General features: G+C 63.8%; 29 protein-coding genes. 12 read left to right on the forward strand and 17 right to left on the reverse strand.

The window, feature by feature from the left end; translation table 11 throughout:
• Nucleotides 1–252 precede the first annotated feature (252 nt).
• Together PGN16_RS16335 and PGN16_RS16340 are read left to right on the forward strand one after the other, a co-directional pair.
• Entirely contained in the window at nt 253–657 is a 405-nt protein-coding gene (locus tag PGN16_RS16335; RefSeq protein WP_335310434.1) for a hypothetical protein, read from the forward strand.
• Between the two features lie 752 nt (nt 658–1,409).
• Nucleotides 1,410–1,559: a hypothetical protein gene (locus PGN16_RS16340; RefSeq protein WP_335310435.1), complete on the forward strand. Its 150-nt coding sequence runs from the start codon at nt 1,410–1,412 to the stop codon at nt 1,557–1,559.
• A gap of 59 nt (nt 1,560–1,618) precedes the next feature.
• Here PGN16_RS16340 and PGN16_RS16345 read toward each other — a convergent pair whose 3' ends face one another.
• Nucleotides 1,619–1,930: a hypothetical protein gene (locus tag PGN16_RS16345; protein ID WP_335310436.1), complete on the reverse strand. Its 312-nt coding sequence runs from the start codon at nt 1,928–1,930 to the stop codon at nt 1,619–1,621.
• A 355-nt stretch (nt 1,931–2,285) separates the two neighbouring features.
• Here PGN16_RS16345 and PGN16_RS16350 point away from each other — a divergent pair, with 355 nt between their 5' ends.
• Together PGN16_RS16350 and PGN16_RS16355 are read left to right on the forward strand one after the other, a co-directional pair.
• Nucleotides 2,286–3,179: a hypothetical protein gene (locus PGN16_RS16350; protein ID WP_335310437.1), complete on the forward strand. Its 894-nt coding sequence runs from the start codon at nt 2,286–2,288 to the stop codon at nt 3,177–3,179.
• 295 nt (nt 3,180–3,474) lie between these two features.
• The gene (locus tag PGN16_RS16355) at nt 3,475–4,191 is read left to right on the forward strand and encodes an IS6 family transposase (protein WP_335310438.1); all 717 of its coding nucleotides are present in this window, start codon (nt 3,475–3,477) and stop codon (nt 4,189–4,191) included.
• Here PGN16_RS16355 and PGN16_RS16360 read toward each other — a convergent pair.
• The 3 genes from PGN16_RS16360 to PGN16_RS16370 all read right to left on the reverse strand — a co-directional run bounded on the left by PGN16_RS16360 (nt 4,184) and on the right by PGN16_RS16370 (nt 5,928).
• The gene (locus PGN16_RS16360) at nt 4,184–4,531 is read right to left on the reverse strand and encodes a hypothetical protein (RefSeq protein WP_335310439.1); all 348 of its coding nucleotides are present in this window, start codon (nt 4,529–4,531) and stop codon (nt 4,184–4,186) included. The genes PGN16_RS16355 and PGN16_RS16360 overlap by 8 nt on opposite strands.
• A 9-nt stretch (nt 4,532–4,540) precedes the next feature.
• On the reverse strand, nt 4,541–4,804 hold the full coding sequence (locus tag PGN16_RS16365; protein WP_335310440.1) for a hypothetical protein: 264 nt from the start codon (nt 4,802–4,804) through the stop codon (nt 4,541–4,543).
• Between the two features lie 155 nt (nt 4,805–4,959).
• Nucleotides 4,960–5,928: a magnesium and cobalt transport protein CorA gene (locus tag PGN16_RS16370; protein ID WP_335310441.1), complete on the reverse strand. Its 969-nt coding sequence runs from the start codon at nt 5,926–5,928 to the stop codon at nt 4,960–4,962.
• Between the two features lie 263 nt (nt 5,929–6,191).
• Between PGN16_RS16370 and PGN16_RS16375 the strand changes: the two genes are divergently transcribed.
• The gene (locus PGN16_RS16375) at nt 6,192–6,350 is read left to right on the forward strand and encodes a hypothetical protein (RefSeq protein ID WP_335310442.1); all 159 of its coding nucleotides are present in this window, start codon (nt 6,192–6,194) and stop codon (nt 6,348–6,350) included.
• Nucleotides 6,351–6,363: 13 nt separating this feature from the next.
• Here the strand turns inward: PGN16_RS16375 and PGN16_RS16380 are convergent, their stop codons facing one another.
• Nucleotides 6,364–6,906 (reverse strand): hypothetical protein, encoded by a 543-nt coding sequence (locus PGN16_RS16380; RefSeq protein ID WP_335310443.1) that lies wholly within the window; start codon nt 6,904–6,906, stop codon nt 6,364–6,366.
• Between the two features lie 533 nt (nt 6,907–7,439).
• Between PGN16_RS16380 and PGN16_RS16385 the strand changes: the two genes are divergently transcribed.
• Entirely contained in the window at nt 7,440–8,465 is a 1,026-nt protein-coding gene (locus PGN16_RS16385) for an SPL family radical SAM protein (protein ID WP_335310444.1), read from the forward strand.
• Nucleotides 8,462–8,947: a metallophosphoesterase family protein gene (locus PGN16_RS16390; protein ID WP_335310445.1), complete on the forward strand. Its 486-nt coding sequence runs from the start codon at nt 8,462–8,464 to the stop codon at nt 8,945–8,947. Before PGN16_RS16385 ends, PGN16_RS16390 begins: the two co-directional genes overlap by 4 nt.
• Nucleotides 8,948–9,010: 63 nt before the next feature.
• On the opposite strand, the gene PGN16_RS16395 is transcribed toward PGN16_RS16390, so the two are convergent.
• On the reverse strand, nt 9,011–9,214 hold the full coding sequence (locus PGN16_RS16395) for an aldo/keto reductase (RefSeq protein ID WP_335310973.1): 204 nt from the start codon (nt 9,212–9,214) through the stop codon (nt 9,011–9,013).
• A gap of 176 nt (nt 9,215–9,390) precedes the next feature.
• Between PGN16_RS16395 and PGN16_RS16400 the strand changes: the two genes are divergently transcribed.
• Nucleotides 9,391–10,452 carry an energy transducer TonB gene (locus PGN16_RS16400; RefSeq protein WP_335310446.1) on the forward strand — a complete coding sequence of 354 codons (1,062 nt, stop codon included), beginning with the start codon at nt 9,391–9,393 and terminating at the stop codon, nt 10,450–10,452.
• A gap of 125 nt (nt 10,453–10,577) precedes the next feature.
• Here the strand turns inward: PGN16_RS16400 and PGN16_RS16405 are convergent, their stop codons facing one another.
• Nucleotides 10,578–11,222 (reverse strand): ZIP family metal transporter, encoded by a 645-nt coding sequence (locus PGN16_RS16405; RefSeq protein WP_335310447.1) that lies wholly within the window; start codon nt 11,220–11,222, stop codon nt 10,578–10,580.
• Between the two features lie 937 nt (nt 11,223–12,159).
• On the opposite strand from PGN16_RS16405, the gene PGN16_RS16410 reads away from it, so the two are divergent.
• The 3 genes from PGN16_RS16410 (at nt 12,160) to PGN16_RS16420 (ending at nt 15,232) form a co-directional block, all read left to right on the forward strand.
• Entirely contained in the window at nt 12,160–12,366 is a 207-nt protein-coding gene (locus PGN16_RS16410; protein WP_335310448.1) for a TOBE domain-containing protein, read from the forward strand.
• Between the two features lies 1 nt (nt 12,367).
• A complete protein-coding gene (locus tag PGN16_RS16415) occupies nt 12,368–12,739 on the forward strand; it encodes a winged helix-turn-helix domain-containing protein (RefSeq protein ID WP_335310449.1) in 372 nt (123 codons plus the stop codon).
• Between the two features lie 99 nt (nt 12,740–12,838).
• Complete coding sequence (locus tag PGN16_RS16420) at nt 12,839–15,232, forward strand: TonB-dependent receptor (protein ID WP_335310450.1); 2,394 nt, start codon at nt 12,839–12,841, stop codon at nt 15,230–15,232.
• 73 nt (nt 15,233–15,305) lie between these two features.
• Here PGN16_RS16420 and PGN16_RS16425 read toward each other — a convergent pair whose 3' ends face one another.
• The 10 genes from PGN16_RS16425 to PGN16_RS16470 form a co-directional block, all read right to left on the reverse strand.
• Complete coding sequence (locus PGN16_RS16425) at nt 15,306–17,096, reverse strand: thiamine pyrophosphate-requiring protein (protein ID WP_335310451.1); 1,791 nt, start codon at nt 17,094–17,096, stop codon at nt 15,306–15,308.
• Nucleotides 17,097–17,185: 89 nt separating this feature from the next.
• On the reverse strand, nt 17,186–17,374 hold the full coding sequence (locus PGN16_RS16430) for a lysozyme inhibitor LprI family protein (protein WP_335310452.1): 189 nt from the start codon (nt 17,372–17,374) through the stop codon (nt 17,186–17,188).
• Nucleotides 17,371–17,538: a hypothetical protein gene (locus tag PGN16_RS16435; protein WP_335310453.1), complete on the reverse strand. Its 168-nt coding sequence runs from the start codon at nt 17,536–17,538 to the stop codon at nt 17,371–17,373. The genes PGN16_RS16430 and PGN16_RS16435 overlap by 4 nt, the downstream gene beginning before the upstream one ends.
• Before the next feature lie 117 nt (nt 17,539–17,655).
• Nucleotides 17,656–19,185, reverse strand: coding sequence for an FAD-dependent monooxygenase (locus PGN16_RS16440; RefSeq protein WP_335310454.1), 1,530 nt, complete (start codon nt 19,183–19,185; stop codon nt 17,656–17,658).
• 450 nt (nt 19,186–19,635) lie between these two features.
• Nucleotides 19,636–19,833, reverse strand: a complete 198-nt coding sequence (locus PGN16_RS16445) for a hypothetical protein (RefSeq protein WP_335310455.1) — start codon at nt 19,831–19,833, stop codon at nt 19,636–19,638.
• Nucleotides 19,834–20,019: 186 nt separating this feature from the next.
• Nucleotides 20,020–20,175, reverse strand: a complete 156-nt coding sequence (locus tag PGN16_RS16450; protein ID WP_335310456.1) for a hypothetical protein — start codon at nt 20,173–20,175, stop codon at nt 20,020–20,022.
• Nucleotides 20,176–20,426: 251 nt separating this feature from the next.
• The gene (locus PGN16_RS16455; RefSeq protein WP_335310457.1) at nt 20,427–21,329 is read right to left on the reverse strand and encodes a dihydrodipicolinate synthase family protein; all 903 of its coding nucleotides are present in this window, start codon (nt 21,327–21,329) and stop codon (nt 20,427–20,429) included.
• Nucleotides 21,330–21,345: 16 nt separating this feature from the next.
• Nucleotides 21,346–21,960, reverse strand: a complete 615-nt coding sequence (locus tag PGN16_RS16460; protein ID WP_335310458.1) for a LysE family translocator — start codon at nt 21,958–21,960, stop codon at nt 21,346–21,348.
• A 10-nt stretch (nt 21,961–21,970) separates the two neighbouring features.
• Entirely contained in the window at nt 21,971–22,288 is a 318-nt protein-coding gene (locus PGN16_RS16465) for a DMT family transporter (protein ID WP_335310459.1), read from the reverse strand.
• A gap of 124 nt (nt 22,289–22,412) precedes the next feature.
• Complete coding sequence (locus tag PGN16_RS16470; protein ID WP_335310460.1) at nt 22,413–23,036, reverse strand: LysE/ArgO family amino acid transporter; 624 nt, start codon at nt 23,034–23,036, stop codon at nt 22,413–22,415.
• A 53-nt stretch (nt 23,037–23,089) separates the two neighbouring features.
• Between PGN16_RS16470 and PGN16_RS16475 the strand changes: the two genes are divergently transcribed.
• On the forward strand, nt 23,090–23,998 hold the full coding sequence (locus PGN16_RS16475; RefSeq protein WP_335310461.1) for a LysR family transcriptional regulator ArgP: 909 nt from the start codon (nt 23,090–23,092) through the stop codon (nt 23,996–23,998).
• Nucleotides 23,999–24,176 lie beyond the last annotated feature (178 nt).

Below are 24,176 nucleotides of genomic sequence, written 5' to 3' on the forward strand. Positions count from 1 at the left end.
AATGCGCGATCCGACAGTTGGCTAGGAAAATTTGTGCTGGGTGTCTTGCTTGGCCTGATTGTAGCGATAGGCCGACATTTGTTTTTCATTCGTCGGCGGCTTCGCGGATGGACCGGCTGATCAGCGCGTTTTTTGGCGGACCTTCCGCTAACCACCACGTCGCGAAGTCCGCGACCGGGGGCGGACACCCAAGAGCGGCCGGGCGGCAGTCGCCCACTTGCGGACACTCCGCTCGGCTGACACGCTACGCCGATGCCTACCCTGTTTGTGGAAGCGGACGAGCCGCTGCTCGTCTTTCCATCGGTTGAAATAGCGCAACGCTACCTCGAAGCGAGTGACGTGCGGAACGGCGTCTACTCTCGCGCTTTCGGGCCATCGGGCGAGCAGTTTACGGTAACAGCCGCCGACGACCTGGTGGTCATTCAGTCGTTGCATGCGCCACCCGATTCGTCTGGATTAGAAAATCTGTTGAGGCGCGGACTTGCGGAGGTCGGCGAACTAGCACCGACGTCGGCAACCCTAGCTGAGTTAGTCGCCGCAGCGGAAGTGTTCTGGGTTGAACGCGATCCTCTTGGAGAGCGCTTCTCCAAGGCGATCCCAAGGTGGGGCTGTTTCGTAGTTGCGGTCAGCCTTGTGGCCCTGTGGGCATTTCTGTGACGCTAACCGGACCGGCGAATTTCCCACAAGCGGCAGGTCCGCTTACGCCCAAAAGCGGCCGCCGGGAGCGAAGTCGCTTGTTCGATAGCAGGCGTTCGGTCAGCTTGGTTCTTCGTGAGGCGGAGAGCTTAGATGCATGCGGTGATAGTTGCGGGTGTAGTCGCCCTTGTGACCGCCGGATGGTCTCTCCTCAATCGGAGGCGGGCCCCGCTCCGGGCATCAGGTGACGATGGTACCATCTCACCTGGCAAGGTCAGCGCTGCTCTCGTTACCTCGCTGGGCGTGGGAGCGCTCTGGGCAGGTGCGCATACCGCCGCGGCCGGCGATCTGAAAGGGGGGTTATCTTGGGCGGCTGCAGGCGCCCTGTTGATCGTCTTCATGGCCCCATCTCTAACCCACAGACATGACATGAACTGGACCGACGAAGGCGTGCAGGGACCATCGCGACTGTTTGGGCCAAGCCTTTGGCTGAGCAGGACCTCGATTGCGTGGCATGACATCGGCGCTGTCGGCGCGACGATCACGAGCTATTGGTTCATCCAGTCGATTGACGGTCGGAGGATCTACTGGAGTTATCTATACCCCGGTTATGGCTCTTTCACGAGGTGCCTTAGGAAGAAGCGACCTGACCTGAGCATACCATCAGACCTCGGTTGATCGGCGAGCCCGGACGATTGTGCGCAAGCTTGGCCGGAAACGCTCAGTCGCAGTCGCCTCGACTTGCCGCCAAGCTATCTTCGTAGAGGTGCCGGATGACGGATGACTGGATTACCGCAGGTATTGGCGCATGGCTCGGCAACAGGCGGTTTCGGGCATGGTTCAAGCGTCATCCGTCGGCCGCTTGGATCTTCTTCGTCTGCGGCACTGTTGCCGCCATTTCAGTGCTGATCGTCCTACAATGAGCGACCGCTTTCCACCACCAACCACCATTTCTCCCTCGCGTACTGCAAACAATTGCCTGTCAGGTGATCCACTCGCGATGGTGTTCCATCATGCTTTGGGAGGCCCACTCCTCAAGTGTATCGAAAAGGCTAGTCGCCGACCACGCCGGATCGGGCTCTTCGCCCCGCGCCCAAGTCAGATGAACCTCGGCCAATCTGCCGTCAGAAAGCTTGAGGAGCGCCTCATCACGGTCAAAGCGTCGCGCCACAAGCTCACCCGAAAGGCCTTTTAAGATGTGCCGGGGGCAGACCTCACGGACAAGCTGACGCTCCCAAGTGGCTTGATACTTGGCCTTTTTCTGCTCAGGCAAATCCAAATCTGCGATTGCCACCTACGGCTCGAGCCACTCCATAAGTCCGCCTTTTGGAGAAGCGGTTCGTCAGAGTCTATGTCCGCATTCCACCAGAGGCGGCTTTTCAACTCTCACGGCGCAAAACTCTGAATTCAGGGATCACTGCCATACCGACGCTGTAGGGTGACGGTGAAGGAGGTACCAGCCGAGGCTTGCCCCGAAGGAGACGAACAGAGGCGGAGGTATCCTCCGCCGCGGTCGCATTGGCAAAGTGATCAGTAGCGCTCCGATGCGTGATCCATATCAGCCTTGCGCGCGTCCGAAGGCCCTCTACTCTGGTACATTAATGTGTGGGGGACGTATGAAATCACGTTGGATCATCAAGGCATTCGTAATGCTGGCCTTGCCGGCGGGTGGGCTGGCGCAGCAGGCATTTCCATGCGCGATCCTTGGAAAAACTGAGGCGCGGATCTTCGAGGGTTTCGAACCTGCGAGTGAACCAAAAGGTAACTTGAAGCCCATCAAGGTGCGAAAGGGTGCTGTGCTCGGCGAGGAGAAGCGAGCAATCAGGACTGGATGGATGATGATCGACCCGCCGTCCTCCAGCACCAAGTCGTCGCTCAGCCCGATGGCGTTTGCGCCTTACATGATCGGAAGCCAAACGCACCTCTGTACCTCGATGTTTCGCTCAGAAGTGTTCGGCCAAACTGAAGATCAGAACAACTATCTACTCCGCTGCGTGCTTGATGCCGATAAGGATGGCCGGTATGACCATTTTCATCGCTACGCAGAGTTAGTTTCGACAAATTTGCGCACTGGCAAGTCGGAGAAGGGCAAGGGCGTCGAACAGTCCGACAATGCCTTACCTCAAGCCTTCCGTCTCGTCACTTTGGCAGACGGCGCTGCAATTCCCAACGCTGCTTTTGAGCCACGAGTCGTGCAGCGCCTTGCAATTCAGATGGTCAGCAAAGACGAGATGATCGTTGGACTGGCGTCAGATGTCTCGATTCTGCCAGACGCCTTTGACGCGCGTCGAAACGAAGCGGCCCAACGTATAACGATCCCGTTGCGCGATGGGGCCGAGGGCAAAATCGGTGGATGGGAGGTCACTGTTCAACAAGCAGGTGGCGGATGGACGGCAACGGCGCACGCCAATCCCTCGATCCCTCCGGCTACATTCACCTGTGACGGTGCCGTTGTCGTCACGGGAGATGCGTACACAGTGGTCGGCCCAGGCGGCTCTAGAACGCTGAGCTTGACGCAGGCTTTAGCAGCCGCAGCACAGTAGGTATTATCAGAGGTAGTCGGAGGGGGGGGCGGCGCATTGGCGCCGCGAGGCCTGCTTTCGCTGGTCAGGCATCGCGAAGACGCACTCCCGCACCGCCTGCCAACGACGCTTCCCCTTGCGCGATTAACGTCGAGCCGGCCTCCTTCGATCACTGTGAGGGCTGAACGGACCTTGGCCGCGCTTGATCCCTGTCAGCTGACATGGGGCCCGCACGCAGTCGCGCCCGCTATGACAGCGTAGGGCTTCGTCAAACCAAATGCACCTGCTGGTAACCGGAGGAGGGTAGGGCAGGGACATGCCCCGCCCGCGCAAGCCAGCCTCGCCGTTCCGCTACTTTAACTCGTCGCCCGAGGTGATCCGGCTGGTGGTGCTGATGTACGTGCGATTTCCGCTCAGCCTGCGGAACGTTGAGGATCTGCTGTTCGAGCGCGGGATCGACATCTGCCATGAGACGGTGCGGCTGTGGTGGAACAGGTTTGGACCGCTGTTCGCCGGTGACATTCGCCGCCAGCGGGTGAGCCGGATGCGCGGCTTTCGTCACTGGCGCTGGCACCTGGACGAGATGTACGTGAAGCTGAACGGTGAGATGGTCTACCTGTGGCGAGCAGTGGATCATGAGGGTGAGGTGCTGGAAAGCTACGTGACCCGCACCCGCAACAAGGCAGCCGCACTCGCGTTCATGAAGAAGGCGCTGAAGCGCCACGGCTCGCCCGAGGCGATCACCACCGATGGTCTGCGCAGCTACCGTGCCGCAATGAACGACCTCGGTAACGCCGAGAAGCAGGAGGTGGGTCGCTGGGCGAACAACCGGGTGGAGAACAGCCACCTGCCATTCCGACGACGAGAGCGGGCGATGCAGCGCTTCCGGCAGATGAAGACGCTGCAGAAGTTCGCTTCCGTCCACGCCAACATTCACAACCACTTCAGCCTGGAACGCCACCTCATCGATCGACAGACCTTCCGTGAACGACGCTCCGCCGCGCTGGCGGAGTGGCAGGCGCTCGTCAGATGACCGTGGCCGTCAAAGACCCAAATGCATCGTGTGGAGAGCGGTTCGCATTAGACTGACAGCACCCCGGTGAGCCATCGATGCCGCGGCCCTCGATCGCCGTGAAGCCGAGCGCCCTGGCGTGCCGCACAGCCTCGATCAGCAAGGTGCCGCAGGCGCAGTCTGCGTCGACGATGCGGACGGAATGACGCCCTCGCTCGTGCAGAGCAGCAAGCGCGGCGCAGAGGTCAGTCCAGCGCGCATCATTGTGTGCGGCACGACTGCCCAGGATCGTGGCCGGGGTGACCGGTGATGCGGACGACAGACGATCGGCCGTGACGAACGGCTTCAGTTTCAGTGTCATGGGAAATCCTCAGGCGGCGCGGCGTAGCGCGTGCTCGGCCGGGCTCACCGGCTCGAAGGAGATGAGCGGAACCAGCGGTGCCGAAACAATCTCAAGGCTCGCGTGGTAGATCTGCCGCTCCGCTTCGGCGAAGCTGAGCGCTGCGCCGCGTGAGACGAAACGGCCTTCCATCTTTCTTCCGCTATCCTGCACGAGCCAGTGGCCCGCCTTGTCCTGACCGACGTAGATGATCGTCCCGCGTTCGTCGGGCTCCGGGTTGGGTTCGGACGACATATCGCCTTTGCGACCTTCGATGACCGAGCGTCCAGCGCCCGCTCATTGGAGGTACGAGGCCCCGCATAGTGTTTCGAGATCGATTCCGGGAAAGTGCATAGTGCGCGCGTAGGCTTGGCAACGGCTCGTCGCATTCAGGCTAATGTGCGTGTGAGCTACAACCAACGCGCCTTGCGGAAGCGCCAGTAGAGCGCCGAACAGATCGTCAGGATCACGCCGATTGTTATAGGGTAACCGTATCGGCTCCGCAGCTCGGGCATGTGCTCGAAGTTCATCCCGTAAATGCCGGCGATGGCCGTTGGCACTGCCAGGATCGCTGCCCAGGCTGCAAGCTGGCGTGTGATCGTGCCGGTGCGCTGCTGCTCGATAAGATTGCTGAACTCGAACACCGATGACAGCAGATCACGCAAGCCGCTCGCCATCGTCTCGACCCTGCGGACGTGATCCAGCACATCGCGGAAGTACAGCCGAGCCTCGGCATCGACGCACGGCAATTCGTTCTTGGATAGCTTGCGGGCAACCTCCTCCATAGGCACCAGAATGCGATCGAAGCGCATCAGCTCACGTCGCAGCGAAAAGATGCGAGCGATCTCGGCGCGATCGAGGAAGGTGTCGAGCATCCGCTGCTCCATGCTCGCGACTTCCTCCTCGAGGGCGGTCATCAGCGGCAGATAGCCGTCGACGATGAAGTCGAGGATGGCATGGAGGACATAGTCGCCACCCTTTCCCAGCAGGTCGGGTGCGGCCTCCAGATGCTCGCGCAGCGGCTTGTAGGATCTTGTCGAGCCCTGCCGTACGGTGATGATATGGCTGTGTCCAAGGAAGGCGGCCGTCTGCCCGTAGACGATGTGCCCGTCGCACAGATGGGCGGTCCGGCCGATGACGAACAGCTGATCGCCGTAGACGTCGACCTTCGGCAGCTGCCCGTCCTTCAGCGCATCCTCGACCGCAAGCGGGTGAAGATTGTAGAGGCGCTGCAGCGTTTCGATCTCGTCGGCACACGGATCGGTCAGCCCGATCCAGACGAACTCCGATCGGTCGCAGGGGCAATCAACCCGTTCGTCGATCGCGATCTCGCGAACACGGCGGCCATGGCGGTACAGATAGGCGGCGATGACAGGCATGGGTTTCCTGATCAGCGCCGAGGAGCTGATGTCCAGTCGATGAGGGTCCGTTCTGAATTCCGAGCATCGGATCTGGCCACCAATCGGGCATGCCGCGACAGTCCCATCTGGTGCCGCGCCTGCATCATCGAAGCGCCATGCCGCGTATCGAACGCCCGGCCCTGTGGTGCGATCGGAGCCCCTAGGCGCGATCGGAACGCGCTTCGGGCACGCTGCTCCGCACTTCGGAGGCGAGAAGGCGCCGGCTTGAACAGCATGGCGCCATGGACCAGAAGCAGCATGCCGGTGCTGGCGAGGATGAACGTCAGCAGGGCAAGACCGAACTCGGCGGTCTGCGCAGGACCATGCCGCGCCGCCTCGGACACGCTGCGATGGACCAGCGTCGATCCGCCGGAACACCCAAGCAGTACGACACCAAGTAACCGCGGTGGGAGCTTACCCACGGGCCATGCTGCCTTTCAGCGTCCGATCGCAGACCAGGCTAAGCCGGCCCTCAATCCGGCGGGGAGTTCCTGCCGACATCGCGACCGAGATCGATGTTCGTCCACGCCGCTCCGCTTCGGCAAAACGCTGCGCTGGCTGTGCCGATGAGAAGCGGCCAAGGAGCATTCCGGCGCTCTCACGGACGGTCCAGTCACCATCAATGTCACGGCCTACGACCAGCATGGCCGGTTCCGGGATGTCCATCGCGATGCTACCTTCTGACGGAGGGAAGACGTTCAGGTCGGGGCGCCCCCGCCAGCGGGCGCTCACCTCGATTTCATCGAAAAGATGATGACCCAGAAGGGTAAGCGCGCTGCCGGCACTCGCGGCCACGAAGCCGACCGCGGCAATCCCGTAGGCAAGGACGCCGGCCTTCTGCGGTGGCACGTGCATGGCGACGAGCCGCGAAATTGCGGTGTAACTCACCCAGCAAAGAAGAAGTCCGGTGGCGCGCAGAACGATGTCGGCGCGCCGCGACCGATGCCACGCTACCATGCCACAACCCTCAATGTGGCAAACCAGTTATCGCCCTCGACATAGCATTTCGAGGTCGATTTCAGCTAATTACATAGCACCCGCATAGTGCTGAAATTATGCCCGCGCCACCGCATCGCAGGCTGCTGAGCGTGATGTGGCCCGGAGAAGATCGCCGATGTGCCAAGAAGGCAGAGCATCGTGCCGGAATATGTCCGTGATCCGCGCGGGCAAGCCGAGGCCGAGCACCTGCTCCGATGCACCATGAATAAACGGCAGAAATTGGTAAGCTGAAGAGAGGCAGCGAATGACCGGTTCTGGGTCTTAGGCCATCGCGCATGGAGCCGGAAATATCATAGCCCTGACACGCACGGTTAAAGGCAATTCGTCGGGCGCCGTCAGGACCTTACGCCGTATGTGGCCGTTGCGGTGTCCGCCATGTCGATCAATCGGACCGTCGCGGCGTGCCGTTCGTTGGCTTGGCCATGGCGACGATATCGACAGCAACGGCGACGGCCCGACCGAAGGCAGCATGGCGCCCGCGGCGGTTGCTGGTGACGCGCTCTGCGTTCCATTTCGCGCATGGCCGCGGAATCGTCGCGCGCGCCGAGGCGCAGGGCGTAGAGGTCGTCGCGCTCGCCGGCGATCGCCTCTCACTGGGGCTAACCGACGATCCGCGGCGCGCCTACGCGGAGGCGAAATCGACGCTAGCGGTGGTGGTCGCGCCACCGTCGAAACGGCGGTTGCAGCCGATCGCGCCCAGCGCCGACTGGCGGGTCGACCTTGCCGAAGGGTGCCCTGCGCATTGCAGCTATTGCTATCTCGCAGGGTCGCTGAAGGGGCCGCCGATCACCCGCGTCTACGCCAATCTCGACGAGATACTGGACGGGCTGCCGGCGTATCTGGGACAGGGCAGCATCACCTCGCGTAGCGAGGCGCGCGCGCACGAAGGCACGACGTTCGAGGCGTCCTGCTACACCGATCCGCTGGGTCTGGAGGCGATCACCGGATCGCTGTCGGCGGCGATCGCCTGGTTCGGCCGCTGGGAGGCGGCGGCGCAGTTGCGCTTCACCACGAAGTTCGCTGACGTCGGACCGCTGCTCGGCCTCGACCACCAGAAGCGCACGCGGATGCGGGCGTCGATCAATCCGGCGATGTTCGCCCGATTCGAGGGCGGTACGTCGCCCGGTGCCGCCCGGCTCGCGGCCTTGGCGGAAATGGCGCGTGCGGGATATCCGATCGGGCTGACGATCGCGCCGATCATCGCCGCCGAGGGCTGGGGCGAGGCCTATGGTGCTCTGCTTGTTGATGCAGCGACGGCGCTGGCCGGCATCGCGGGTGTCGACCTGACGATCGAACTCATCACGCATCGCTTTACACCCGGATCGAAGGCGGTGCTGGAGAGCTGGTATCCCGGCTCCGCGCTCGACATGGGTGCGGACAACCGGACGACAAAGCGCACCAAGTTCGGGACTGAAAAGCAGGTCTATGATGCGCCGACGATGCGATCACTTCGCCTGTTTTTCGAGGAAAGGATCGTGGCGCTGCTACCGGCGGCGCGCATCCTCTATTGGACATGACCGTCTTCTTCACCGCCGACACGCATTTCGGCGATCACCGCACGATCAACATCCACAAGCGGCCCTTCGCCAGCGTGGCCGAGATGGATGCCGAACTGATCGGTCGCTGGAACGCCGTCGTGGGCGTAGAGGATGTCGTCTGGCATCTGGGTGATGTCGCCCGGCGGCCGGCTGATGTCGCGGCGCTGCTCGCCCAGCTCAACGGAACCAAGCATCTGCTGCGGGGCAACAACGATCCCGACGCCACCGGCACCGCACCGGGCTGGGCGAGCGTCGGCGACTATGCCGAGATCGAGGTCGAAGGCCGTCCGCTCGTCCTGGGGCACTACGCCTTCCGCAGTTGGAACCGCCAGCACAAGGGCGCGCTCAACCTGCACGGCCACAGCCACGGCCGCCTGACACCGATGCCGCGCCAGTTTGACGTCGGCGTCGACGTGCGCGGTTTTCGGCCGGTGACGCTGGCGCAGCTCCTTGCGAAGTGAACAACCGTGCCGGCGGAGTGATAAGCCCCGCAACCAGCTTCGGTCGATCCGGCTGCGGGGCGGTTACGAGAAGCCGACCACCGCGTGCGGTACGTACGGCGTCTCCAGTCGGGCGATCTCGTCGTCCGACATGGCCAGGTCGAGCACCGCGATGGCGTCTAGGTGCCCCGGCTTGGACGCGCCGACGATCGGCGCAGACACTTCGGGCTTGGCCAGCACCCATGCGAGCGCAACCTGCGCACGAGACGCGTGAGGTAGATTTCTGATCTAAGCACGGGCTGCCGCATATCCGCTTTATGCAGGCTGGCCGGGTTGCTGGGCATAGCGCCCGTCGATACGCTTAGGCTCTAAACGCGCTGTTGAGCGGCGTGCGGGAGTCGAAGATGCTTCTTAGGCAGTTGAGCGCTGTTGCAGCGGCGTCAGTCGCAATGCTGTCTAGTGCAGTGGTCGCGACCGTGCCGGCACCTTTCCAGCCCGGCGATGCACCGAGGCCCGATTTACAGAGCTGGTCACCCGGCGACGTCCGTTGCGGCGACGTCGTGCTCCCAGCCAATGCCGTTAGGCGACCTTACACCGCGCTACGTTGGGACACCTCGGCCGCGCCGCCGCGAACCTATCGCTTCCGTCTGGATGCACATGGCGCGCCCTTCTCCATCGATGGTCCGGCGGGCACCTACGAGCCCAGCGTTTCAGACATCACGCCCTCTTTGGCGGCGACCCGGTTCACGGTGTCCGGCCCGCTAAACGGCTGCGAGGTAACCTACACCTCCAAGACGACGTCCTTCGGCGACGCTCCGATTGGGGACCTGATCTCCTACAGCATCACGCCGCAAAACGGGCCGCTGCCAGACGCGGGATGGGCGCGCATCAAGCCAGTAGGGGGCGACTGCGACCGAGAGCCAAGGGCACAATGGCTGCGCGCCGTGTCACCGGACTACATCCATCTCGGCGGTGAGCCTGGGGCACGGGACTGGAGCTTGGTGTCCTATGACCTGGACGCCAAGGGGCGGCCTACCTCGGTCCACACAGCGGAGAGCACCCGCAATCTGGCTTTGGACCGTGCGGCACTCAAAGCCATGGCTGATTCACGGCAGACGGAAGGTCCTCGGCGAGGCTGTCTTAATCCTTTCGTTCGGATTGCGACCCGACTCCCCGCGCCCGCAGAGGTGAACCTTGACACCCTTCGCCCAGCGGGTTCGACCTGCCCAAAGCAGCTATCTTGGAAGACGAAGCCGGCGCTCGTGTATCCAGACAATTGGCGTCGGCGCGCCATCGAGGGCTGGGCAGTGATCGCCTTCGACGTCGCTCCTTGGGGCGCGGTCGGCAATGCGCGTGTGCTCGCAGCCGAGCCGTCCAGCGAGTTTGGTATGGCGGCAACGCAGATCATCTCCGGAGCGAAGATGCCGGCTTCGCAAAGCGGTTACGCCGGTTGCATCGAGCGGGTAGAATATAAGATGGGACCGGGCACCCCCGAGCCTTCATCTCCCCCCAGAACAGCGACATGACACAAACGAAGACTCGGGTCAGGTTGCGGACATTGCCCTGACGCTAAGGTACGATGCTTGACGCACGAGAACGGTTGATGACAGAGGGTATCGTCGCCTTGCTCCGGGCATGGGCTCCGCCGCGGTCACCCGCTCTTCGTCAGGACGAACGCAATGAGGAAGCCGACGACGGCGATCAGACCCGAATAGTCGTGCGTCGCCTCCGTGGCTTCCGGGATCATGGTGTCGACCAGCATTGCGAGGATGGCACCCGCCGCGACCGCGGTAACGCCCGCGATCAGATCTGGACTACTGCCCGCCAAAGCGATGTTCCCGACCATGGCGGCGATGGCGGACGCGACAGCTATCCCGCCCCAAACGCTGAAGATATAGGCCGGCGATCGCCCCGCTGCCTTCATACCCGCAGCACTCGACAGCCCTTCCGGCACGTTCGAAAGGAAAACGGCGGCGACAGTTACCGCGCTGACGCCAGCGCCGCTGAGCAGGCTGATGCCGATCACGACCGACTCCGGTATGCCGTCCAGCAACGCACCAATCGCGATCGCTGCGCCAGAATCGCTTTTCGCGTCGGGTTGACTCTCGTGCGGGTTCGATCCCGAGCGTTTCCGATGCTTCGCGCCGCGACGAGACACGATGATGTTGGCGGCTGTGTAGACCACAGCGCCCCCGAGAAAACCGGTCGCGGTGGAATCGAAGCCGCCCCGATGGAATGCCTCTTCCATCAGATCAAACGCGACTGCTGAGATCAGGACGCCCGCGCCGATCGCCATGATGGAAGCAATCAGGCGCTGCGGCAGTTTTGCGAACCAGGCGATGGCAGCCCCAAGGACTAAGGCCGATCCACCGACAAGCCCCCAAAAACCAGCCGCCCAAACACCTGACATCGCACGCCTCCCTTGTGGCTGAGGTAACGTGATCAGAGGTCGGGCGCTCCGCGCGAGCCTCTAACAATTCGATGCATCGATCCCGATCTTCGGTCAGCGCCCGCCAACTCTCACGATCGCAGAACCGCCATGATCGCCTTGCTTATCCAAGTTGCCCTCGCGGCCCAATGCACCCCCGCGGACTACCTCTGCAATTTGGGTCGAGCACCCACTTACAGCGAGCAAGAGGCGGGCCGGATGGAAGTTCAGCGTCAGCAAGCGGAGCGGGAGCTAATCGACCGGCAGGTTGCCGCCACGAGGTCCGCGACTAATAGCCAGGCAGAGGCTGCGCGCGTGCTCCCGAACAGGGTTGACGGCCTAATCGCTGACGATCGCTGTGAGGCTGCCGCTGATGCGGCCCTTGTTGGCGGCGATGCAGGTATGGCTCAACAGGTTCGCACGCGCTGCAGGCGGTAACGGCTTCGTTGCGAAGCCCGCCGACGCATTGAGCAAGCGCCATATTAGACGCTTACCGGCGCCAAAAGTTATCTAGCATGTCGTGACAAATCGGGTGCCGCATCATGCCGCCATCAAACCGCCTCAGCGCGTTGCCGCCCGACTTCGAACATAAAAATGAACGAACGGCGGCAATTGGCAGGCGCATACGGTGCGTGGAACGTCCGAGTATGGGTCGACAAGCCTGCTGGGTCGCTCACAGCGGGCGTGACACTCTAGATCCAGCAGAAGGCAATTAGGACACCGTGCTGCGGGGCGGCGCTAGCCGTTTGTAGCCGTGGGCGGCTTAGCGAGATAGAATAGGGAGCAACCCACCCGAGAGGCAAGAATGAAGCTCAGCGCCCGCAATCAGATTTCCGGCACGATCGTCTCGATCACGCCGGGTGCCGTCAATGGCTCGATCAAGGTCGACATCGGAGGCGGCAACATCGTCACCGCCAGCATCACCGAGGAGGCGATCGCCGAGCTCGGCCTGGCAGAAGGCGAGACCGTCACGGTCATCGTCAAGGCCAGCGACGTGATGATCGGCAAGTAACATGAAGCTCGGCCCGCTCTGGCTCAAGATCCAGATCGCCTGCGGCGACGCCCTGGCGATGGGGCCGGGCAAGGCCGACCTGCTCGAAGCCATCATTACCGAGGGTTCGATCAGCGGCGCAGGTCGTGCCCTTGGCATGAGCTATCGCCGCGCCTGGCTGCTGGTGGACGAGATGAACCGCTGCTTCGACCCCGTGCTCGTCGAGACCCTGAAGGGCGGTGGGCGGGAGCGGGGCGCCAAGGTCAGCGCCGCTGGTCTCGAGGTGCTAAAGGCCTATCGCGAAATGGAGCGGGACGCCGTCAAGATCGCCGATCGCGCGGCCTATGCACGCCTCAGCGCGCATCTGCGTGCGGCACCGCTGGCGGTAGAGTGACACCACGATCCTCGATCAATCTCTATATACGATCGAATATACCGTCGATATACGCCCGAACATAGAGCGGTGACAGGGCCGTCAGTTGGGGTATCGTCGATGTCGAAGCGGTTCGCAGTCCTTCTGTGCGCAACAGTCATGTCCGCGATCAGCGCGCCAGCCTCGGCGCAGACCGCCGCAACCCCGAGCCGCGACGATGATCGAGATCAAGTCTCAAAGGATGGTTTGCCCGACGTCATCGTCACCGCGCGCCGCCGCGCGGAAAATGCGCAGCGCGTGCCCGCAGCATTGTCGGTGGTCGGCGGCGCGCTGATCGACCAGAGCTACACGGTCAACACACAGGGACTGACCACGCTCATCCCGACGCTCAACTACAGCTCGGCCAACCCGCGAAACACCGCCTTTACAATCCGCGGGCTGGGATCGAGCGTCGTCGCGGTCAGCCAGGCAAACGACGGTCTGGAGCCGGGCGTCGGCTTCTACGTCGACCAGGTCTACCACGCCCGGCCGGCCACCGCCGCGTTCGACTTCGCCGACATCGAGCAGGTCGAGGAATTGCGTGGACCGCAGGGCACGCTGTTCGGCAAGAACACGACGGCGGGCGCGCTCAACATCACCACCCGCGCGCCGAGCTTCACCCGCGAGGGCTTCGCCGAGTTGTCCTACGGCGAACATAATTTCGTACAGGCCCGCGGCTGGGCGTCAGGTCCGATCACCGACACGGTCGCCTATCGGATCTCTGGTGTCTCGACGCGGCGCGATGGCGTGCTCGATAACGTGCGCACCGGGCGCGCCGCCAACACGATCGGGACGCAGGCGGTGCGTGGGCAGCTGCTGTTCAAGCCTGACGACACGATCCAGTTGCGCGTCATCGCCGACTTCACCAACTTCCAGGCCTATTGCTGCGGACAGGTGTATCTCCGCACAGGCACGTCGCTGCGCACCGCCAATCGGCAATTCGGCGGGCCGAACGGGCTGGCCGCGCAGTTCGGCTATGCGCCGCCCAGCACCAACGTCTACGATCGCAAGACCGACATCGACGGCCCTCTCGGCGTCGATACCAACGAAGGCGGCGTTAGCGCGATCACCGACTGGAACCTCGGCCCGGTCACGCTGACATCGGTCAGCGCGTGGCGCTTCTGGAACTGGGATGCCGAGAATGATCGCGACTATACCGGTATCCCGGTCCAGCTGTCGCAGCACATCCCTTCGCGACAGGATCAGTACAGTCAGGAGCTACGGCTCGCGTCGAACGGCACCGGGCCGCTCTCCTATGTCGTCGGCCTCTATGGCTTTCGCCAGCGGCTGACCGGACGGCCGATCAGCATCTATGGCCCGGCCGCGGCGCGGTATCTGATCGGCGCGGTGACCGGCACGAACAACACGCCGGTCCCGTCCAATCTGCTCGACGGCTATGGACAGGACGGGCGCACCGACTTCCGCAGCCTGAGCTATGCCGCGTTCGGCGAGGTCAATTACCGCTTCTTTGATCGCCTGACCGCGACGGTGGGTCTGCGCTACACGCAGGAGGACAAGGACGGCTATTACACCACCACCGTTTCCGGCGGCCCGGCGACGACCAACGCCGCGCTGACCAGCGCGCGCCTTGGCGTGCTCCGCCCGCAGAGCTATGAAGCGCACGACAGCGATGGCAGCCTGTCAGGACGTGGGAACCTGGCGTGGCAGGTGACCGATCAGACGATGGCCTATGCCAGCTATGCGCGCGGCTTCAAATCAGGCGGGATCAACATGTCGGGCTTGCCGCTCGACAGCAACAACCGTCCGGTGCTGGCGACCGCCGTGGTGCGCCCCGAACGCAATGAGACCTATGAGACTGGCCTGAAGAACACGCTGTTCGACAACCGGCTGATCTTCAACATCGACGTCTTCTACACAAAGGTCCGCGACTTCCAGGCAACCGTGGTGGAAAACTCGCTGACGCAGACGGTGCAGCTGCGAGGCTACCTGTCTAACATCCCCGAGGTGACGGTGAAGGGGATCGAGGCCGATGTGACTGCGCTGATCCTGCCCGGGCTGAGCGCGCGCACCAGCTTCGCCTATTCGGAGGGCGAGTACACCAACTATCCCGCTGGTCCGTGCCCGCTGGAGGTGCAGACGGCCGCGACCACCCGGTGCAGCCTGACCGGACGCCGCCTTGCCTCGTTGCCGCGCTTCGCGCTTACCGCCGGTCTGGACTACGAGACGCCGGTGGGCGACGGGGCGCTCTTCATCCATGTCGACACCGCCTCGCGCAGCGGTTTCAACGGCGATCCCAGCCTATCGCGGTTCACCTACATCCGCGGTTACAATTTGACCAACGCCAACATCGGCTACCGCTTCCACGATGGGCTTGAGCTGATCGTCTGGGCACGCAACCTGATTGATGCCGACTACATCCAGAACCTGACGATCCAGGCGGGCAACTCGGGCCTGATCGTGGGCACGCCGAGCGACCCGCGCACCATCGGAGGGACAATCCGCTTTCGCATCTGATCTTTGTCCGGGAGGATGAACGAACGGCGGAAGTGGGGAAGCCGACGTTAGGTCACGAACGTTCGGTATTGGGTCAAAGCCGCTCGCGTAGCCCGCCGATGATCTGGCGTGCTGTATCCGCGACGACCTGCGCCGTGCCGCGATCCCCCTTGGCCATCGAGGACAGGAACGCCTTGGCCTGTTCCATTGTGACGTGCGGAGGCAGCGGGGCGACGTTGGCATCGGTCTTTACCTCGAGCACGACCGGGCGATCGGCGGCGAGCGCCTCGTCCCAGGCAGCGCCGATGCGATCGGGATCGTCGACAAAAATCCCCTTCAACCCCAGCAACTCGGCGAAGCGGGCATAGGGTACGTCAGGCAACGACTGTGTGGTCGGGAAGCGCCGATTGCCCTCCATTACGCGCTGCTCCCACGTCACCTCGTTCAGATCCTCGTTGTTGAAGACGCAGATCACCAGCCGCGGATCGGACCAGCGTTGCCAGTATTTCTGGATGGTGATCAGTTCGGCCATGTTGTTCATCTGCATCGCGCCGTCGCCGACCAGCGCGATGACCGGCTTCGTCGGATGCGCGAACTTGGCGGCGATCGCGTAGGGGACCGCCGCGCCCATCGAGGCGAGCCCGCCCGAGAGCGAGCCACGCTGCCCACGCTTCACCTGCCAGTCGCGCGCGTACCAGTTGGCGCAGGACCCGGAGTCCGACGTAACGATGGCATCGGCCGGTAGCCGCGGCGACATTTCATAGACGACGCGCTGCGGATTGACGGGGAAGGCATGGGCGAGCGCACGCCCCTTCAGCGTATCGTGCCAGGCGGTCATGCCTTGGGCGATCCCGTCCTGCCAGTCGCGGTCCTCCTGCTGCCGCAGCAACGGCAACAATGCGCGCAGCGTCTCGCCAGCGTCGCCGTGCAGGTTCACCTCGACCGGGTAGCGCAGCCCCAGCATCTCGGGCGCGATGTCGATCTGGACGGCGCGCGCCTGCCCGTCGGCTGGCAGAAACTCGGCCCAGGGAAAGCCCGTGCCAATCATCAGCAGCGTGTCGCAGCCTTCCATCATGTCCGACGACGGCTTGGTGCCGAGCAGGCCGATCGCGCCGGTGACGAAGGGCAGCTCGTCGGGCAGCACGTCCTTGCCGAGCAGCGCCTTGGCCACCCCGGCGCCCAGCCGCTCGGCGACCGCAACGACCTCGTCCGCCGCGTCGCGCGCGCCCGCGCCGATGACGATCGCGACCTTGCGGCCGGCGTTGAGTACCTCGGCCGCGCGGGCGAGATCGATGTCGTGGGGCACGATCCGCGGCTTTGCGTAGCCCGGACCCGATCGGGTGAAGCCGTGCGCGCGCTTCGGCTCCTCCCAAGGCATATCCTGCACGTCCTTCGGCAGCACCAGCACCGTGACGCCGTTCCTTGCGGTCGCGACCCGCAGCCCGCGATCGACGAGATGACGCAGCTGCGCCGGGACGGCGGCCTCCTGCACGAAGTCGGCGACGTCGGCGAACATTCGGTCGAGGTTCAACTCCTGCTGATAGCTGGCGCCGCGCACCGTCGTTTCCGCCTGACCGGCGATGGCGAGCACCGGAACGTGATCGCTTTTCGCATCGTAGAGGCCGGTGATAAGGTGCGTGGCACCTGGACCGCCGGTCGACAGGCAGACGCCGAGCTCGCCGGTGAACTTCGCATGTGCAGTGGCCATGAAAGCCGCCATTTCCTCGTGGCGCACCTGGATGAATTCGATCCCGGCGCCGGTTCCCTCGACCCTCTGGAGAGCGCCCAGCACGCCGTTGATGCCGTCGCCCGGATAGCCGTAGATGCGCGTGACGCCCCAGGCTTTCAGCCTCTCGACGAAGAAGTCGCTGGTGAGCTGCGCCATCGTCAATTCCTGTCGTTGATCGTTAGGCAACATGGAACGCGTCGATGGCGCTTGGGTTCGCTCGGCGGCTAGTGGCGATATCGAGGCGGTCAGTGAAACCGGGTGAGCCACGTAATGCGGAGCCTGGTCTGCTTGGCCAGGCATGCCGGATGGTTCGACATCTCGATCGTCCCCGCGCCTTCGCTGGTGTCAAGCGGGCACGCGCGGTCGCGCCGGATCAGCCAGGCGCGCTGCGACCTCCGCAGGGCTGCCTTGCGCGCGGCCGGAAGGCGCTTCATCGTCGATCGATAGAATCGTTCAGCCGAGCGTCGGCTCGTCGGTAATCAGCGACGAAGCACGCCGACATCGCCGAAGTGACTCCGCGCGCCGCTTCGCCGGTGTCAAGGCAGCGGCCCAGCTGGTCGAGCGCGGCAAGCGCCAGGACAAGTGCGATCATCAGCAACCTCCACTTTGTTGGCCAACGTGGCTGGCATCGGGAGGTTGCCGGTGTACGGCGGACGATCCCTTGCGTTCAGCCGGGCTGCGGAGATGCGGTGCATCGCCGGGTCGATGATCGATCCTACGCAACGAGCTGAGGATCGAGCAGACGTGCAACGGCTCCGCCAACTGCGGCGTGGTCGCTGGTCGAATCCGCCCAGGCGACGATGCCATCCGGGCGGAAGAGCAGCGCGGCAAGCCCCGGATCGAAGCGCATTCCGGCGATGGCGTAGTCGAGACGGGGAAATCCGCCGGCGATCTCGGCTAGGGAATCGGCGGGATCGAAGTCGACCAGCAGCGGCCGGCCGCTCCGCAGTGCCTCATTGAGCCTACGCCCATCCGCCAGCATCATGTCGGGGGCGCTGTGGCCGATGAGAGGATGGGTGGCAGCGAGCGACGCGTAATGCAGCCCGACGCCCCAAACGCGTCCGGCGAAATAGGTCGAGCCATCACAAGTATCCATCAGATCGCGAACGACGTCCCGCAGTGCCGCCGCGCCGGCATCCGGTCGGAGCAGCGGCACCTGCGCTCGCGACCAGTCGAGCACCTGTTCCGCCACCGGGCGGCGTTCCTGGCCGTAGCTTTCGAGCAGCGACGAAGGCCCTTTGCCGTGGATGACCGCGGCCAATTTCCAGCCGAGGTTCATCGCATCGCCGATGCCCAGATTGAGTCCTTGTCCGCCAAGCGGTGCGTGAACGTGTGCGGCGTCGCCGGCGAGGAGCACGCGCCCTTGCCGGTAGCTGGCCGCAATAAGCGCGCGATCGGTCCAGGTCGTGGCGAGCTCCACCGCGTCGACCACGACGTCGGTGCCGGAGACACGCCGCAGCACGGCCTGTACGTGATCGCAAGCAAGCGGTGTCGTGCGGTGGCTCGCGCCGCCGTCGAAGTCGATCATGGTGACGGTGCCAGGCGGCGCGTAGGTGTACATGCCCGTCGCGGTATGCTGGCGGCCGGGGCATAGCGGGTTCGTTTCGTCGAGGTGCAGCGCCATCGAATAGCCGGTAAATTCCGGCTCGGTCCCGGCGAAGCCGATCCCTGCCGCCTTGCGCACGGTGCTGCGGCCACCGTCGCAGCCGACCAGCCAGTCGGCCTGGTGCAAAACGCCGCCGGCATCGACCTGGACTCCGTCGAGGGACGCGGCCACGCGAGCGACGCCGCAATTGTAGAGGATCGCGACCCCCAACTGGCTCGCCCGCGCCGTCAGAACATGCTCGACATCCGCCATGGTGACGGCGAGCATCTCGGTCGCGCTGTCCGCGCGCCACGGCCACGCATCTTCATCCACCATGTCGCGGAAGAACTGCAGGCCGGCGAAGTGTCCCGCGGGGCGCCGCGCGCCGTCCACCCAGGGCACCGTGGCCGACGCGTCGCTTGCGCCCATGCGGGCTCGGAGCGGTTCGAGCAGGTCGCGGCGATCCAGGCTCTCCATCGTCGGCAGGTTCAGCCCGCGAAGGCCGAACGGCAGCCTCTTGAGCACAGACGCGTCGGCGTCGCCTTGCTCGAGCACCAGCACGCGACACCCGGCAAGTCCGAGTTCGCACGCCAGAAACAGGCCAACGGGCCCGGCGCCGGCGATAATGACGTCGTAGGTGGAACGGTGATCGGGTGACATGGCAACGGCTCCTTCAGTCGATTGTTCGACCGGAGCGTTCCTCAAACAGGCACCCTCGCAGACGAACGGCCGGGCGCCGCAACCGGCGTCCTCTGTTCGTCGTGGGGATCCTGGCTAAGGCCAAAGACCAGAGCTTCCGTTACCAGAAGGGCTTGGGCTGACCACACCAAGCCTGCCTTTTCCGACGATGTCAGCCTAGACGATCTTGATAGTCGGGGGAAGATAGGCCGACGCCTGGAAGCGGACACGGTGATAGCCTGTCGCGGCAAGTGTGGACCGACCGCTTCGCCGCGCCGAGCGGCAGCGAAAATGAGCGGCGGTTCCATGCGCATGTCAATCAACGGGGTACGATGAACGAATGTCCGCTTGCGGGGAGCGGCGAGCGTTATTTTGGCGACCGCTTCTGGGGCGATGCGGCCCAAAAGCTGCCGGACGTCGACGAAAATTGGATCACAGGTTCGAGACGAACCATAGGACGAACGCCGCCACTCCCACCACGATAAGCGCGAGGGCGGCACGTACCACCGGCGGATCCTGCCGTGCGATATCGACGGGCCAAGGGACCGTGAGGGCGCGCAAAGGAGCAACGAAGGCGGCAGCCGCGCCCGCTACCCGGAGCCAGTCAAGCGCAATCCAGCGCTGTGCCATCGCGATCGACTAAGCGTCAGTTATGGTGTTCTTCGACGAATGGATGCCGTGATAGTAGAGCGCAGCGTTCATCGGCCAGAATGCAATCACCGTCATGATGAGCAGGAGCAGGATGCCGACGGAGGGCAGACAAAGAAGCCAGCGATAGCGCCAGGGAGTTCGCCATCCAGCTACAAGCGCTCCAAATCAAGCGACGAGCATGGCTGCCGAGAACGGGATGAAGAACACGCCGGTATCGACTGGCCAAGCCTTGCCGTACGGCATCATCGCGAGAGACGCGGGCGGATGAGCGCTCCAGGCGCCGGCAAGGACGAGGAGGTCGAACAGCTTGGCCCCAAGCAAAGGTCCGCCTGTTAGAACGGCCAGCCAAAGGAATGCCCGTGTGATACGCGCTCTATTGTCCATTCTGTGGCCCCGCCCGAGTTCCAAACTATCCGCTTAGACGGATCATCGCCCCGACGCTGGCAGACTGCAATCCACCACTCCCTCCGTTCACGCCGCGCAGCAACGCGCAAACATCCTTCTTTCAATCCCGACGAATGGGCGGCCGAAGTTGCGGGCTGCTCGGAAGCCGCCGAACGGCGGATCACGGGTCAATTCAAGTAAACACCCAGATGATCTAAGGCTGCATCGACGGTTGCCGTGACGTCTGTCCGCGCGCGCATGATGGGCGGTGGCGGATCACCGACTGGCAGCGAAAGACGATCGCCAATCGTGTACATGAGGCGCAGACTGCCGTGTGTCTTGAACAGCGCCCATAGCGGCGCGAAGGCTGCATCGATCGCTGTCGCCTCGCTCGCATCGCCACCCTGCGCAGCGCGGGTCAAACGCAACGCCAGGTCTGGCAGTACACCGGCGACGGCGCTGTACCATGCGTCGCCCCCCGCCAGAAGTGAGGCAGCAGCGCCCCAATCACCGCTGTAGCCGATCGCGAATGTCTCTGGTGTCGTGGCGCGCAGCCGGGCCAGTTCGCCGGCATAGTCATCGTCCGCCGGCAGTGGCATCTTGATCGCAGCGATGCCGGGCACTGTCGCCAGATCAGCGATCAGCGCCTCGGAGAAGGTAAAGTGGGTGGTGCCGGGATTGTTGTAGATGCACAGCGGCAGCGCTGTGGCGCCAGCGACCGCCCGATAGTGCGCCGCAGCCTCGCCCTTGGTCAGCGCCGCATAGGAGACTGGCGCGAGCAGCAGCCCGGACGCCCCCGCACGCTCCGCGTCTCGCGCAAGATCAGTTGCCCAGCTCGTTCGAAGCGCGCCGATACCGACCATCAATGGCACACGACCACCCGTCGCCTCCATCGCCGCTGCGATAGCCCTGCCGCGCTGGACGCGATCGAGATAGGCGTAGATGCCCGTGCTGCCGAGCAGCCCGATCGAGTCCACACCCGCCGTAACCAAGCGGTCGACCAACGTGCCGAGGGCGGCAGTATCGACAATCCCGTCGGGATCGGCCGGGGTCAGCGGAAAGGCCGACAGGCCGGTGAAGAGCTTTGGCATGAGCAGGTCTTTCAGATCAGCGGACGGTCAGGAGCTTGAGGCCAGCACCGGCGAAAACCACCGCCAGCGTCCCCTCAATCCAACGGCGAGCGCGCGCGTAACCGCGCACCATCGGCGCGGTAGAGAACAGCAGCGCATAACCGCCGAATAGGACGACGCCTAGCGCTATGCAGCCCAGGAAGGCCGCCGCAACATGCCCCGTTGAAGCTCGCGCGCCGACACCGAGCGTCATGATCGCCAGCCAGGACAGCACGGACTTCGGGTTGCCGAGGTGCATCAGCACCCCACGCCGGTAAAGCGCCTTCGCACTCGGGCGCTCGGGCGGATCCGATACCGCAGCGTTATCGCCGCGCAGCGCCGACCGCGCAGACTTGGACGCCAGCCACAGGAGGTAGATGCCGCCCGCGATCTTCAGGATGACAAGCGCTTGCGCATAGCGCGCCAACAGCGCCGACAGGCCGGTCGCCGCGACCAGCCCCCACACGAACGACATGGTAATGACGCCCGCCGCCAGCGCCAGCGCCGGACGACGCCCCTGTCCCATCGCGACCGACATGATCGCCATCGTGCTTGGGCCAGGACTGCCCGCGGCGATCACATAGGCGACATAGACCAGCAGCAGCTCTTTCATCGTTTCCCCTTCATGGCGTCGCCAGCTTCATCATGACGAGGCCGCTCAGGATCAACAATGCCGAGACAAGCCGCATCGCGTTGGCCGGCTCGCCCAAAATCACGATGCCAACCGCGAAGGCACCGATTGCGCCGATCCCGGTCCAGACCATGTAAGCCGTGCCGAGTGGCAGCGTCCGCATCGACCATGACAAAAGCCCGAGGCTCAGGATCACGCCAGTTACCGCGATCATGCTCGCCCAGAACCGGGTGAAGCCATGCGACTGCTTCATCGCATAGGCCCACACCACCTCGAACAGACCGCCGACAAATAGGACCACCCACGCCATGACAAACTCCACACTGATGCTGCCGGGCCGTCCCGGTCTTGAGGCTCCAGGTGGAGGCGGGAACGTGGTCACCGCTCGGTGGTCGTCTTCGACTGTGTCATCGCCGGACACGCCCGGGTCAGGATTATACTGGCAGCGCGTGCAGCAGCAGCGACGCAGCCAATGTCAGCATGACGATGCCGACGAACGCATCCAGCACGCGCCACGCCGTAGGCCGCGCAAACACCGGCTTCAGGAGGCGCGCTCCGTAGCCAAGTGCTGCAAACCAGGTGAAGCTCGCGGTGGCCGCACCCGCCGCGAAGATCGGCCGGACAGCGGAGGCCTGTGTCGAGGCGGCGGTTCCCATCAGCAGCACCGTGTCGAGATAGACGTGCGGGTTGAGCAGCGTGAACGCCGCGGTTGCGGTCAGCGCCCGCCCCAGTGTTACGCTGGCGCTGTCACCGACCACCATCGCGTCTGGCGCTGCCATGCGTCGCAGTGCCTTAACCCCGTACCAACCGAGGAACGCGGCTCCGCCCAACGACAGGGCAAGCGTGAGCTGGGGAATGGCGGCCAGAAACGCGCCGACACCTGCGACGCCGGCGATGATGAGCAGGGCGTCAACGCTTCCGCAGAACAGCACGACAGGACCGACATGTTCCTGCCGCAGCCCTTGGCGCAGCACGAAGAGGTTTTGCGCACCGATCGCCATGATGAGTGCGGCTGACAGGGCGAAGCCGGTGAAGAAGGGGGTGACCGCGTTGACCATGCCCCTCAATGACTAGCCACGGCGGTTCAGTGAAGCTTGTTTGCCTTAACGGGATGAAGCACAACTTCATGATGTTGGATTATGCTTCGATCGCGGCGGTTGCCGCCATTGTTCGGGAAGGGACATTCGAGCGCGGCGCAGCCTCACTCGGCATCACCCCATCTGCCATTTCGCAGCGGGTGCGTGGCCTCGAGGAACGGCTTGGGGCAATCCTGATTGTGCGAGGTCAGCCGTGTGAACCCACCGAGCTGGGACGCACGCTTTGCGCCCACCTCGATCGGGTTCGCCTCCTTGAACATGACCTTGCGCCTTCACTCGGTCGTGGTGCGGCAGAGGCCGATGCACGGATGACGCTCCGGATCGCGGTGAATGCTGACAGTCTCTCTACCTGGTTTCCGGCCGCCATCGCGGCGTTCGATCCCGGATCGGGCATCACGCTTGAACTGACGCTCGACGACGAGGCACGGACGGCCGACCGGTTGCGCGCGAACGAAGTGCTAGCGGCCGTCACCGACGATCCCGAGCCGGTGCAGGGTTGCAAGACCATCGCGCTGGGCGCCCTGCAATATGTCGCCTGCGCAACGCCGGCGTTCGTCGACCGCTATTTCAATGATGGGGTGAATGCCGAAGCCCTCACCCGCGCACCGCACATGAGGTTCGATCGACACGATACCATGCAGGCGCGTTGGACGCGCGAGGCGCACGGCGTCGACCTCACCAGCCCGATCCATTGGGTGCCCTCAACCCACGGCATGCTCGATTTCATCCTTGCCGGTGTCGGATGGGGAATGAACCCAATGCAGCTCGTTGCCGACCATCTGTCGTCAGGGCGGCTTGTCGAGTTAGAACCTGCCTTGCGTCTCGACGTGAAGCTCTACTGGACGGTTGCCCGTCTCCACGCCGCGACGCTGCGCCGTTTGACCACGGCTATACGAGAGGCTGCAACAAGCGACCTGCAATGAAGCTTGGCTTCATTGGATAAACAAGGATGAGTTTAACTTATCCGGCTCTAAGGGCCAGATAGCGGATGACTCGGTATGGGCTGCACCCTGACCCGGAGTTTGCAATGTCTGCCACTACCTTCCGCACATCGAATAGCCGCGTCCAACCAGCGCCGTCGCGCAACGTGAAGCCGGACGG

The organism is Sphingomonas phyllosphaerae (genome assembly GCF_036946485.1).
GTDB lineage: Bacteria > Pseudomonadota > Alphaproteobacteria > Sphingomonadales > Sphingomonadaceae > Sphingomonas > Sphingomonas phyllosphaerae_E.

Coding starts and splice junctions, on each gene's coding strand:
- PGN16_RS16335 (WP_335310434.1), top strand. CDS start 253: ATGCCTACCCTGTTTGTGGAAGCGGACGAGCCGCTGCTCGTCTTTCCA.
- PGN16_RS16340 (WP_335310435.1), top strand. CDS start 1,410: ATGACGGATGACTGGATTACCGCAGGTATTGGCGCATGGCTCGGCAAC.
- PGN16_RS16350 (WP_335310437.1), top strand. CDS start 2,286: ATGCTGGCCTTGCCGGCGGGTGGGCTGGCGCAGCAGGCATTTCCATGC.
- PGN16_RS16355 (WP_335310438.1), top strand. CDS start 3,475: ATGCCCCGCCCGCGCAAGCCAGCCTCGCCGTTCCGCTACTTTAACTCG.
- PGN16_RS16360 (WP_335310439.1), bottom strand. CDS start 4,531: ATGACACTGAAACTGAAGCCGTTCGTCACGGCCGATCGTCTGTCGTCC.
- PGN16_RS16365 (WP_335310440.1), bottom strand. CDS start 4,804: ATGTCGTCCGAACCCAACCCGGAGCCCGACGAACGCGGGACGATCATC.
- PGN16_RS16370 (WP_335310441.1), bottom strand. CDS start 5,928: ATGCCTGTCATCGCCGCCTATCTGTACCGCCATGGCCGCCGTGTTCGC.
- PGN16_RS16375 (WP_335310442.1), top strand. CDS start 6,192: ATGGACCAGAAGCAGCATGCCGGTGCTGGCGAGGATGAACGTCAGCAG.
- PGN16_RS16380 (WP_335310443.1), bottom strand. CDS start 6,906: ATGGTAGCGTGGCATCGGTCGCGGCGCGCCGACATCGTTCTGCGCGCC.
- PGN16_RS16390 (WP_335310445.1), top strand. CDS start 8,462: ATGACCGTCTTCTTCACCGCCGACACGCATTTCGGCGATCACCGCACG.
- PGN16_RS16405 (WP_335310447.1), bottom strand. CDS start 11,222: ATGGCGATCGGCGCGGGCGTCCTGATCTCAGCAGTCGCGTTTGATCTG.
- PGN16_RS16410 (WP_335310448.1), top strand. CDS start 12,160: ATGAAGCTCAGCGCCCGCAATCAGATTTCCGGCACGATCGTCTCGATC.
- PGN16_RS16415 (WP_335310449.1), top strand. CDS start 12,368: ATGAAGCTCGGCCCGCTCTGGCTCAAGATCCAGATCGCCTGCGGCGAC.
- PGN16_RS16420 (WP_335310450.1), top strand. CDS start 12,839: ATGTCGAAGCGGTTCGCAGTCCTTCTGTGCGCAACAGTCATGTCCGCG.
- PGN16_RS16425 (WP_335310451.1), bottom strand. CDS start 17,096: ATGGCGCAGCTCACCAGCGACTTCTTCGTCGAGAGGCTGAAAGCCTGG.
- PGN16_RS16430 (WP_335310452.1), bottom strand. CDS start 17,374: ATGAAGCGCCTTCCGGCCGCGCGCAAGGCAGCCCTGCGGAGGTCGCAG.
- PGN16_RS16440 (WP_335310454.1), bottom strand. CDS start 19,185: ATGTCACCCGATCACCGTTCCACCTACGACGTCATTATCGCCGGCGCC.
- PGN16_RS16445 (WP_335310455.1), bottom strand. CDS start 19,833: ATGGCACAGCGCTGGATTGCGCTTGACTGGCTCCGGGTAGCGGGCGCG.
- PGN16_RS16455 (WP_335310457.1), bottom strand. CDS start 21,329: ATGCCAAAGCTCTTCACCGGCCTGTCGGCCTTTCCGCTGACCCCGGCC.
- PGN16_RS16460 (WP_335310458.1), bottom strand. CDS start 21,960: ATGAAAGAGCTGCTGCTGGTCTATGTCGCCTATGTGATCGCCGCGGGC.
- PGN16_RS16465 (WP_335310459.1), bottom strand. CDS start 22,288: ATGGCGTGGGTGGTCCTATTTGTCGGCGGTCTGTTCGAGGTGGTGTGG.
- PGN16_RS16470 (WP_335310460.1), bottom strand. CDS start 23,036: ATGGTCAACGCGGTCACCCCCTTCTTCACCGGCTTCGCCCTGTCAGCC.
- PGN16_RS16475 (WP_335310461.1), top strand. CDS start 23,090: ATGAAGCACAACTTCATGATGTTGGATTATGCTTCGATCGCGGCGGTT.